This is a genomic window from Verrucosispora sp. SN26_14.1 (assembly GCF_004307965.1).
In the GTDB taxonomy this organism is placed as follows: domain Bacteria; phylum Actinomycetota; class Actinomycetes; order Mycobacteriales; family Micromonosporaceae; genus Micromonospora.
Window position 1 is genome coordinate 1 of the sequence record NZ_SISL01000176.1, and the last position, 11,469, is coordinate 11,469.

General features: G+C 71.5%; 8 protein-coding genes and 2 pseudogenes. All 10 read left to right on the forward strand.

Annotation, left to right across the window (positions count from 1 at the left end):
- Positions 1–376 (forward strand): annotated as a pseudogene (locus EYA84_RS16860) (shikimate dehydrogenase); the annotation flags it as partial.
- A gap of 221 nt (positions 377–597) precedes the next feature.
- Positions 598–765 (forward strand): DUF397 domain-containing protein, encoded by a 168-nt coding sequence (locus EYA84_RS16865; RefSeq protein WP_236145808.1) that lies wholly within the window; start codon positions 598–600, stop codon positions 763–765.
- A 386-nt stretch (positions 766–1,151) separates the two neighbouring features.
- The gene (locus EYA84_RS16870; RefSeq protein ID WP_131054027.1) at positions 1,152–2,861 is read left to right on the forward strand and encodes a glycosyl hydrolase; all 1,710 of its coding nucleotides are present in this window, start codon (positions 1,152–1,154) and stop codon (positions 2,859–2,861) included.
- 264 nt (positions 2,862–3,125) lie between these two features.
- Entirely contained in the window at positions 3,126–5,027 is a 1,902-nt protein-coding gene (locus EYA84_RS16875) for a hypothetical protein (protein WP_394347577.1), read from the forward strand.
- 93 nt (positions 5,028–5,120) lie between these two features.
- Complete coding sequence (locus tag EYA84_RS16880) at positions 5,121–5,663, forward strand: DapH/DapD/GlmU-related protein (protein WP_131054028.1); 543 nt, start codon at positions 5,121–5,123, stop codon at positions 5,661–5,663.
- Positions 5,656–7,281 (forward strand): lipopolysaccharide biosynthesis protein, encoded by a 1,626-nt coding sequence (locus EYA84_RS16885; RefSeq protein WP_131054029.1) that lies wholly within the window; start codon positions 5,656–5,658, stop codon positions 7,279–7,281. The genes EYA84_RS16880 and EYA84_RS16885 overlap by 8 nt, the downstream gene beginning before the upstream one ends.
- A gap of 115 nt (positions 7,282–7,396) precedes the next feature.
- Positions 7,397–8,638, forward strand: coding sequence for an O-antigen ligase (locus EYA84_RS16890; RefSeq protein ID WP_236145809.1), 1,242 nt, complete (start codon positions 7,397–7,399; stop codon positions 8,636–8,638).
- Positions 8,635–10,218, forward strand: a complete 1,584-nt coding sequence (locus EYA84_RS16895) for a lipopolysaccharide biosynthesis protein (RefSeq protein WP_131054030.1) — start codon at positions 8,635–8,637, stop codon at positions 10,216–10,218. Before EYA84_RS16890 ends, EYA84_RS16895 begins: the two co-directional genes overlap by 4 nt.
- Before the next feature lie 7 nt (positions 10,219–10,225).
- Complete coding sequence (locus EYA84_RS16900; protein WP_131054031.1) at positions 10,226–11,128, forward strand: sulfotransferase domain-containing protein; 903 nt, start codon at positions 10,226–10,228, stop codon at positions 11,126–11,128.
- Positions 11,125–11,469 (forward strand): annotated as a pseudogene (locus tag EYA84_RS16905) (hypothetical protein); the annotation flags it as partial. The gene EYA84_RS16900 and the pseudogene EYA84_RS16905, both read left to right, overlap by 4 nt.

Below are 11,469 nucleotides of genomic sequence, written 5' to 3' on the forward strand. Positions count from 1 at the left end.
CCCGGCGGCCGTCGACGAGTTGGCGCCCGTGGCGACCGCGCTGGGCCTGACGCTGACCGCCGCTTCCTGGGCGGACGCGGCGGAGCTGACCGACGTCGACCTGCTGATCTCCACGGTGCCGAAGGGCGCCGCCGACGAGCTGGCCGATGTGGTGCGCTGGCGTCCCGGCACGGTGCTCTTCGACGCCATCTACGACCCGTGGCCGACCCCGCTGGCCGCGTCGGCCGCTGCCGCCGACTGCCCGGTCGTCTCCGGCCTGGACCTGTTGCTGGCCCAGGCCGTCGGCCAGTTCGAACAGTTCACCGGCGTTCCCGCCCCCCGGGCCGCGATGACCGCCGCGCTGACCGCCGCTCGGGTCGCTGCTCAGGTCGACTGACCGCCGTGTGGTCGGCTTGGCCGTCGCGCGCTTACCGGATCTCGGGTCGACTGACCGCCGCGCTGACCGCCGCCCGGGTCGCTGCCCGGGTCGACTGACCGCTCGATCCAGGATCGAGTGGCCTTCTTCCCCGCGCGAAGCCACTAAATCCTGGATCGAGTGCCTTCGTCGGCTGAGGTCGGGGCGTCCGGGGTGGGGCCGTCCGGGATGGGGGGATCGGGGTGGCGGCGTGGGGCTGCCCAGGCGAGGAACCGGGTGAAGAGGGTGGCCGGGTCGGGGCCGTCGTGCTGGTCCGCGACACCAAGGACCGGGACGGCGGCACCCTGCGGTTCGCGCCGGCCGCCTGGCAGTCGTTCGTCGCGCTGGCGAAGCAGGCCGCCCCGAACTGAGCCGCACGTGCGGCACCGAAGGCCCCCGACCACGTCGGGGGCCTCCGTCGTGCCCGTGCCGCTGAGTGCGCCCGTACCGCTGGGTCGCGGCATCGCCCGGCGCGGACTTGCGTATCGGTCGTCACTGGGGTAGATCATCGATCCCGGCCCGGATGCGACGCCGCTCGGCGCTGAGATGTGGTCCCCGCTGCGGCGCTGACCTGCGGATCGGCCGGTGCTGAGTCGCCAGACTGCCGGTACGCTGCCGCAGCTCCGACCGGGCGCGGTGTCGCAGCGTCGGCTTAGGCGAACTTTAAGACGCGCTTAGGTTCCCCGGTCATTCACACGCTCTGTTGTGTACGCCGATACGCTCCACAGCGTTATCGCCGAATTCACAAGGAGTCTGAGTGACCAGGCGCGGACTGCACCGCCTCATCCGGCATCAGGGCCCCCGGCGCAAGGCCGTGGTGCTCGGTGTCCTCGGCACCACGGTCGTACTCGGCATCGGCGCGACCATGGTGCCCCTGATCGCCGACGACGACCTCTCCATACCGGTGGTGTTCGACACCACCGCCACGAGCGTTCCGCAGGACGGCGACAACAGCGTCAAGACGACGTTGGCCACCTGCGCCGCCCCGTGTGACGGCAACCCCCGTGGGGACCGGCAGGCGGTCCTCGCCTTCTCGGTGACCTCACTTCCCGCGAACGCGACGAACATCCGGGCGACGTTGCGGGTGCACTCCTGGCAGGCGTTCGACGCGGCGGTGACCGCGCACGACTCCGGGCTCGACGCCCGGGCCGCCCGGCCGGCTCCCGGTCAGGTCGGTGCCGCCCTGGACGCGGTGTCCGGCGTCGGCAAGGGCTTCAACGAGTGGGACGTCTCCAAACTGGTGACCGGCAACGGCACCTGGACGGTGTCGCTGGCACAGGCCGGGCTGGGCAGCCGGATCTACTGGGCGTCGGGGGAGAACCGCAACCCGGACGTCCGTCCCCGCCTGGTGTTGCGCTACGACGCGGGTACGCGTCCGGCACCCGCCCCGTCCAGCGTCTCGCCGACGCCCTCGGCCGCGTTGCCGACCCGTCCACCCGCCTCGCCGACCGTGTCGCCGAGCGTGAGCCCGAGCCCGGCCCGGCCCAGCCCGACGCCGACCAAGCCACCGGCGGACCCCGGTGCGTGCGGTCAGGTGTCGGCGAAGCTGGTGCCGTCCTGCGGTGCCTGGTGGGGGATGTACTCACCCTCCGGGGCGGGCAGCGGATGGGACCACGGTAAGGCGATCACCGACGTGGAGAAGCAGGTCGGGCGGACGTTCGACATCGTGCACCGCTACCACGACTTCTCCAACAGCGGCAGCAACGGTGCCTTCCCCGACGCGTACCAGCAGCAGCAGATGCGCGAGGGTCGGCTGATGTTCTTCGCCTGGGAGAGCCGGGTCTTCTCGTCCGGCACGGTGCTCACCTGGCGGGACGTCTACAGCGGCCGGTACGACCAGACGATCGACGACGTGGCCGGCCGGATCAAGGCGGCCGGGGTGCCGGTGTTCATGGGCTTCGACCACGAGCCGGAGGACGAGCCGGAGAAGGGCAGCGACGCCGAGTTCGTCCGTGCCTGGCGGTACGTGCACGACCGGTTCGCCGCGGCGCAGGTCCGTAACGCGGTGTGGGTCTGGACGATGATGGGCTGGTCCGGCCACTACAACCGGTACGCCGGCCTGTACCCGGGTGACGCCTACGTCGACTGGGTGGCCTGGGATCCGTACAACTTCCACGTCTGCAACGGCAGTACGACCTGGAAGAGCCCGAGCACCACGATCGGTTCGTTCTACCGCTGGTTGGACGACACCGGGATCGGCAAGGGCAAGCCCCGGATGCTGGCCGAGTTCGGCACGAACTTCGACAGCGCCGACCCGAACGCCAAGCGGCGGTGGTTCGAGGAATTCCCGGCGGCGCTGAAGGCGCATCCGAAAATCAAGGCGGCGATCTACTTCAACTCTCCGGGGATGACGAAGACGACGAACGTCTGCAACATGACAATGAACCAGGACCCCAGCGCGGTGGCCGGATTCGCCGCCGCCGGACGCGACAGTTACCTTCGGCAACCCACCGGAGGCAGCCGCTGACCTGAGGTAACCCGCGGGCGGTCCGGTGCCGAAGAGGTGCTGTCCGACATGCGACCGCCCGCGGTGTTGTCTGCAACTGGATGAACTGACCGCCCAATCGGCGGATGTCGCCTCCGGGGCGAACGGGAGAAGCTACGCAACGCACATTCCCGTCCACCCTGGAGGCGCAGCGTGCCCATAATCTCCTTCCCGTGGCGGAACACCCGCCGAAAGCGCGTACGGGCAGGGGCTGTCGCATTAGCAACCGTCGCGGCCGTCCTGGCCGTGCCCAGCGCGACATCCGCCGCCGTGGTGCCGGTTCCCGAACCGGCGACTCTGGTGTCCGCGAACCCCGCCGACGAGACCCCGCACGCGCGGGACGGTGAGGCCCGTGCCTTCGCACAGGTCGGCAACACGGTGTTCGTGGGAGGAAGCTTCACCCAGATCCGGCAGACCGTCAGTACGCCGTGGATCACCCAGCGTTATCTCTTCGCCTACGACCGGACCACCGGGACGATCTCCACCGCCTTCCTGCCGGTGCTCGACGGGGCGGTCAACTCGCTCATCGCCGGTCCCGGCGGGACGCTGATCGTCGGCGGCGTCTTCAAGAACGTCAACGGGGTGGCCCGCCGCAACCTGGTGGCGCTCGACCCCTCCACCGGCATGATCATCGACAGCTGGGTGGGCCGGTCCGACGGTGGCACCGTGCGCGACCTGGTGCTGCACGGCAACTGGCTCTACGTGGCCGGCGCGTTCAACTGGCTCAACGGCACGGCGCACGCCGGGCTCGGGCGGCTGAACGCGACCACCGGTGCGATCGACCCGACCTTCAACATCAACACCTCGGTCGGTCGACACGACACGAGCATGTACGCGTGGGCCATCGACGTGTCGCCGGACGGCAACACGCTCGTGGTCGGCGGCAACTTCATGTTCGTCAACGACCTGCCGCGCAACCAGATCGCGCTGATCGACCTGACCGGTACGCCGAGCGTGATCGACTGGAGCAGCGAACGGTTCGTGGCGCCGTGCGCGGCACCCACCACCTTCGTGCACTACGTCCAGGATGTGCGTTTCGGTGGTGACGGCAGCTGGTTCGTCGTCGGCACCAACGGCGGCGCGGGCTGGCCGTCGGCGTACTGCGACGTGCTGGTGCGCTTCGAGACCGCCGCCCGGGGCAGCGGTCAGAACGCCACCTGGGCCAACTTCACGGGCAACGACACCATCACCTCGGTCGAGGTGGCCGACAACATCATCTACCTCGGCGGGCACTTCCGCTGGTTGAACAACCCGAACGCCAGCGACAAGGCGGGCAACGGCGCGATCGACCGGCTCGGCATCGGCGCGGTCAACTCGGCCACCGGCATGCCGGTGAACTGGAACCCGCGTCGCAGCGGCGGCTCGGCCCTGCCCTCGGGCGCCAGCTCGTGGGGCTCGACCGTGCCGGTCCTCTGGCGGGGTCCGGACGGCCTGTACTTCGGGCACAACTCCGACGGCATGGGCAACGAGTACCACGGCCGGCTGGGCATGTTCCCGGTCAGCGGTGGACGCACCATCACTCCGCGCAACCCTCCGACGGCCGCCAGCGGTCACCTCTACCTGAACGTCGGTAGCGGTTCGGTGGCGAAGGTGCCGTTCGACGGCAGCACCCTCGGCGCCGCCACCACGGTGAGCCAGACCAACTACACCGGTGCCGGGGCGACCTGGCGGGTGGACGACCGGATCTACTGGTCGCGGCTGGTCTCCGGTTCGCCGACCGGCAGTCGGATCGACATCTCGATGTTCAACGGCACCACCATCGGTGTGCCGTGGGAGGCGTCCGGCTACAACGACTGGTTCAACCCGGCGCAGCTGAACGGGGCGTTCTTCCTCGACGGGCGGCTCTACTACACCCGGACCGGGACGAACAACCTGTATTACCGGTTCTTCGAGATCGACGGCAACTACCTGGGTGCCACCGAGTTCACGGTGCCGACCACGGGCATCACCTGGTCGTCCGTACGCGGCATGGCCTGGGTGAACGGGAAGATCGTCTACGGGGCGACCGACGGGTCGCTGCGCAGCGTGCCCTTCGACCCGACCCTGGCCCCCGCTGCGGCGGCCACCGGTGCCGAGGCTACGGTGATCGCCACCGCTACCACGGAGCTCACCTGGTCGACGTCGTCGATGTTCTTCTCCGTGCAGTAGCGTTCACTGTTCGTAATGTAACCTCGGTAAATTGTTCACGTTGGGCCGGCGGCGGATCCACCGTCGCCGGCCCACGGAACGTGGGGAGGACCGTTGACCGGCATCCGGCGTGGATTCGTGGTGCGCATGGTCTTCGCGATCAAGCGTCGCTGGTACGCCCTGCGCTATCCGCGCCTGACCCTCGGGCGGGACGTCGAGATCCGGGGACGGATCCGGCTGCGGCGCGGGGTCCGCGTGACCATCGGTGACCGGACCAGGGTGAACAAGCTGGTCCGTTTCGCCGGTCCGGGCGAGGTGCGCGTCGGGGCCGACTGCCTGCTCAACGCGACATGGGTGGGCACGTGGACGTCGGTGACGATCGGGAATCGGTGCCTGTTGTCCGACTGCGAGTTGCTGGACAATGACTTCCACAACCTGCCACCGGCTCAGCGGCACGATCCGCCCACCCCGGCCACGCGTGCGCCCATCACGGTCGAGGACAACGTCTGGATCGGCGCGCACGCGCTGGTCATGAAGGGTGTACGGATCGGCCGGGACAGCGTGGTGGGGGCTGCGACCGTGGTGCGGACGGACGTGCCGCCCGGAGTCGTGGTCATCGGCAACCCACAACAAACGGTGAAGAAGTTCAATGACTGATGCCGCTCCGAGCCCCTGGGCCAACGACGGTGCGAACGCCGAGTCGTCGCCCCGCTCCGTCACCATCAGCGACGTGCTGCGCGTGCCGCTGCACCGGATCCGGCAGGTCGGCGCGGTCGCCGCGCTCGGGCTGCTGGCCGCCGCGGGCTACGCGTTCCTGGCCCCGTCGGCGGTGAGCGCAAACGCGGTGGTGGCGGTCCGTCCGGTGGTCACCGACGCGTTCACGCCCAGCGGCGCCAACGCCGACCGCGCGGTGAACATGAACGTGGAGAGCCGCATCGCCACCGGCACCGAGGTGGTCGGGAAGCTGGCCGACGAGTTCGGCTCGGACCAGCGTTCGGTCCGCGACGCCCTCGAGGTCGAGGTGCCCACCGGTGGGCAGATCCTGCGCTTCGTCTACCAGGCCCGCAGCGCCGACGACGCGGTGCTCGGTGCCAACCTCGCCGCGGAGAGCTACCTGAACGTCCGGCGGGCCATGTACGAGCGGCAGCGCGAGGAGATGCTCCGCTCGTACGACGAGAGCATCGAGAAGGTCGCCACCCAGCAGGCGGCGGCGCAGCGACGGGTGAACAACTCCCGGGACACCGCCGCCAGCAACGTGGCCGTCGCCGAGCTGAGCGCGATCAACAACCAGCTCACCCAGCTCAACTCCGCCCGCACCGAGATCGCCGCCGTCGACGTGAACCCGGGGTGGGTCACCCAGTCCGCCGAGCGGGCGCTGACCTCGGCGGCCGGCAACGCACCCATGCTGATGGCCGCCGGGCTGCTCGGTGGTGCCCTGATCGGTCTCGTGCTCGCGTTCGCCTGGGAGTCCTTCGACCGGCGGGTGCGGACCGTCGTCGACGCCAAGGACAACACCGGCCTGCCGCTGCTGGGCACCATCCGGTACACCGGCCTGCGCGGGCGGGCCGTCGACGCGGACGTGCGCTACGTCGCGATGGCCATCGCCGAGCGGGTACGCCATCCGGCCCGGGTCGCCGTGGTCACCGCCCGGGAGGACGCCAGCGCGATCACCGCCGGGCTGGCCGTGGCGCTGGCGGTGGCCGGTCGCGAGGTGTTCGTCGCCGACGACAGCGGCCGGATCGACCGGCTGCGCGCCGCCGTGCAGGCCGACCGGGACCGGCTGCCGCCCAGCATCGACCCGAGCCGGCCCACCGTGCCCAAGCCGCGCACCGCACCGGCCCGGCCGGTCAGCATGGAGGGGCCGGACGACTCGCCCACCGAGATCATCCGCCGTCCCTCGCCGCACCCGCCGGGTGCGCGTCCCTCGACCGACCCGGAGGCGACGATCACGATTCCCCGGGTCACCTCCGCCAAGGCCAGCGTCACCCCGGTCGTCAACGGCCAGGTGAACGGTGGCGACAAGGTGACCGTGGGCGCCGGCAGCGTCCGCTTCGGCACCTGGCGGCAGGGCGCCGACCAGCGTCTGGTGCTCTACAACGCCCCGCCGGCCGAGGCCGACGAGCGGGGTGTGGCCGTGGCCCGGCAGGGCACCGCGGTGGTGGTGGTCGAGCGGGACCGGACCCGGCAGACCGATTTGCGTCGGCTCGCCGAGCGACTGCGGGCGGCCGGGGTGAATCCGCTCGGCTTCGTGCTCTCGCGCAGCGGCCGAGGCTGAGGCGGTGCCGGTGATCCAGGCACCGCCGGCCACCGAGCCGGCGCCGCCGGCAGCCGCCGACACCCCGTCGGTCCTCGCCCCGCCACCACGGCTGCCGCTGTGGCCGCTGATCGCCATGTTCGGGCTGGTGCCGATCTGGTGGCTGGCCGGTTTCTTCTATCTCGGCTGGCCGCTGCTGGGCGCGTTGCTGTTCGTGCTGCTGGTCACCCGAGGGCGGGTGCCGTTGCCGCCGGCCACCGGGATCTGGCTGCTGTTCCTGGCCATCGTGCTGGTCAGCGTCACCCAGTTGCAGTCGCCGGTGTCGTTGCTGACCTTCGCCCTGCGGCTGGGCTTCTACCTCACCGCGGTGGTGGTCGGCGTCTACGTCTACGCGGTCGCCCGGGAACGCCCCGACCAGACCGCCGTCCTGGTGCCGCTCTGCGCGTTCTGGTTCGGGCTGGTCGTGCTGGGCTGGCTGGGTGTGATGGTGCCGAGGTTCGAGATGACCACGCCGGTCGAGGTGCTGCTGCCGGGCGGGGTGTCCGGCACCCCGTTCATCAACGACATGGTGCACCTGGCCACCGCCGAGTACAGCGCCCGGTCGTTGAACCCGATCTTCCGGCCGGCGGCACCCTTCGCGTACACCAACAACTACGGCAGCGCGTACGCGATCACGCTGCCCTGCGTGGTCGCCTTCACGATGCTGCGCCGACGGGGGCTGCTGCGCTGGGCGCTGCTCGCCTCGCTGCCGCTGTCGCTGGTGCCGGCCTTCCTCACGCTCAACCGCGCGATGTTCCTCAGCCTCGGCGCCGGCCTGGCCGTGCTCGGCCTGCGCGCCGCGTTGCGCGGCAACGTCCGGGTGGCGGCCTCGATCGTCGGCGTGGTGCTGGTCGGTGGCCTGGTCACGCTCTTCATCCCGGTGACCGAGTTGATCGGGAACCGGGTCGAGTCCAGCGACACCAACACCGACCGGTTCTCGCTCTACTCGGAGGTGTTGCGCCGGGTGGGCGACTCACCGTGGCTGGGCTACGGCGCCCCGGTGAACGTCGACACCGTCTCCGCCGACGCGCCGATCGGCACCCAGGGCCAGCTCTGGATGGTGCTGTTCAGTCACGGCGTACCCGCGCTGCTCTGCTTCCTCGCCTGGTTCGTCGTCGCCGCGTTCGTCTGTGCCCGCGCCACCTCGGCAGCCGGGCAGTGGCTCTCCATCGTCCCGGTGGTCTGCCTGGTGCAGGTGCCGTTCTACGGGATGGCCAACCAGAACCTCGCCGTCGCCTTCTTCGCGGTCGGCTTCGCGATGGCGCTCACCGAACGGGAGGTGCACCGCGCGGACAGGCGGTCCCGACCACGACCACGACCGGCGGTGCGACCGACATGACCGTCACCACCAGTTCCCCGGCCGGGGACCGGCCCGCCGGAACGGATCCGGGCCGGGACGACGGCGCGACCGAGACCCGGCGCAGCGTCCGCAGCGGTGTCGCCGGGTTGGTCGGCGCCGCCACCAGTGGCCTGTTCGGCTTCGTGCTGGCGGTCGTCATCACCCGGGGGTACGGCACGACCGGGTCCGGCGCGTTCTTCGCCGCGATCGGCGTGGTGACCGTCGCCGCCGCGGTCTGCACCCTGGGCGCGGAGACCGGGCTGATGTGGGCACTGCCCCGGCGCCGGGCCGGGGCGAGTGGCGACGCCGCCCGGGTGCTGCCGGTGGCCCTGGTGCCGCCGCTGCTGTTCGCGGTGCTGATCGCGATCGGTGGTGCGTTGCTCGCCGGTCCGCTGGCCGGGCGGCTGCTCGGGCCGGAGGGGGAGTCGCTGCTGGTGGTCACGTTCGTCGCGGTGCCGGTGGTGGTCGCGATGAACCTGCTGCTGGCCGTGGTGCGGTGCGTGCGCCCGATCCGCTCGTACGTGGCGGTGCAGTTCCTGCTGCTGCCGGTGGCCCGACCGGCGCTGGTCGGCATGGCGTTGCTGGTCGGCGGCGGGCTGGTCGCCGGCATGACGGGCTGGCTGGTGCCGGCCGCCGTCGGGTTGCTGGTCTGTCTGATGATGGTCGCCCGGCCGCTGGGCGTGGGTCGCGGCGTCCGGCTGCGTCCGGAGCCCACGGACTGGTCCACGTTCTGGCGGTTCGCGCTGCCTCGGGCCGCCTCCGCCGCGATCGACGCCGGCAGCATGTGGGTCGGCGTCCTGCTCACCTCGGCCCTGGCCACCCAGGCCGACGCCGGTGTCTTCGGCGCGGTCGGCCGGTACGTCCTCGCCGGGCAGTTGGCGATGCAGGGCCTGCGGGTGGCGGTCTCGCCGCAGTTGTCGCGGTTGCTCGGGCGTGGCGAGCGGGTCGCCGCGGCGGCCGTGCACCGGCAGTTGACCACCTGGGGGCTGGTGCTGTCCTGGCCGGTCTACCTGCTGCTCGCCGTGTTCGGACCGGCCTTCCTGGCGCTGTTCGGTCCCGAGTTCACCGCCGGTGCCGCCGCGTTGACCGTGCTCGCCCTGGCGATGCTGATCAACACCGGTGTCGGCAACGTGCAGAGCCTGCTGCTGATGGGTGGGCGCAGCGGCCTGCACCTGGCCGGCGCGCTGGCCGGACTGGTGGTCACCGTCGGTCTCGGCCTGGTGCTGATCCCCGCGTACGGCGCCACCGGCGCGGCCCTGGCCTGGGCGGCCGGCATCGCGACCGAGAACCTCACGGCGGTCACCTGCGCCCGGCTGGTGGTACGCCAGCCGTTGGTCGACGCGGGGATGCTGCGGGCGGCGGCGGCCACCGTCGGCGGCGTCGGGCTGGCCTCGGTCGCCGGCCTGGTGGTGGGCGGTCGGGGCATTCCCGGCCTCCTGGTAGCGGTGGCCGTGTTGGCCGCCGGCTGCGTCGGCTTGTTGACGTTACCCCGGGTGCGACGCGGCATCCGGGCGACCATGGTGCAGATTCGGGGCGGGTCGCCGCAGGGCACCCCGCCCCCGCCGTCGAAGGGCAGGTGAGGTCGTCGTGTCGTCCATCCGGGACCGGGTGAAGCAACTGGTGCCGACCCAGGTGACGAATCGGGTGCGGGAGAGCCTCGTCGACTACGGGGTCCGCACCAGCGACCGGCGTCCGCTGCCGGACTTCCTCATCATCGGGACCAAGCGGGGCGGGACCACCTCGCTGTGGAACTACCTCATCCAGCATCCGCTGGTGCCCCGGCTCTTCCCGGCCTGGAACACGAAGTCCTCGCACTACTTCGAGGAGCACTGGGGTCGCGGCGAGGCGTGGTACCGCTCGCACTTCCCGACCCTGCGCCAGCGGGAGGCGCTGGAGAGCCGCCACGGCGGCCCGGTCCGCGTCGGCGAGGCGGCACCGCTGTACATGTTCCATCCGCTGGCCGCCGAGCGGGTCGCCGCGCTGATGCCGACGGTGAAGCTGATCGTGCTGCTGCGGGACCCGGTCGAGCGGGCGTACTCGCACTGGAAGGAGCGGCGGACCAACGGCGTGGAGCCGCTGGACTTCGCCGCCGCGTTGGCCGCCGAGCCGGAGCGTACGGCGGGGGAGCGGGAGCGGTTGATCGCCGAGCCGGAGTACTTCAGCGAGCCGTACGACTGGCACACCTACCGGGCCCGGGGCCGCTACCTGGAGCACCTGGAGCCGTGGCTGGACCGGTTCGACCGTTCGCAGCTGCTCTTCCTGCCCAGCGAGGACCTGTACGGCGACGCACGGGCCACCTACCGCCGGACCCTGGACTTCCTCGGCCTGCCCGCTTTCGACCTGCCGGACTTCAAGGTCTACAACGACCGGCGGTCGGCACCGCTGGAGGCGGACCTGCGTGCCGAGTTGACCGAGTACTACCGCCCGCACAACGAGGCGCTGCGGCAGCGGCTGGGGCTGTCGCTCGACTGGCCGGACCGGGTCGCGTGACCACAGCGGCCACCGCGACGGCCGACCCCCGCTCGCGTGACGACGGCCTGGGCTGGGTCACCCGGGCGGTCTTCGGCGACGAGCGGATCGCCCTCTCGGTGGACGCCGGGCCGCCCGCCGGGCACACCGTGGTGGCCCGGTACGCGGTCGTCCCGTCGATCGCCCGGGCCCGGTTCCTGCTGCCGCTGGGTGCGCCCCGGGTGACCGCGGCGGCGCTGCTGGCGTACAACGCGTTGCGGCCGGCGAAGGTGCGGGCGGTGCGGGCCGCGCTCGGTGCGGCGGCCCGGGTCGGCATCGTCGACCGGGCCTCGTTCCCGGTGCTCACCGTCGCGGTGCCGACC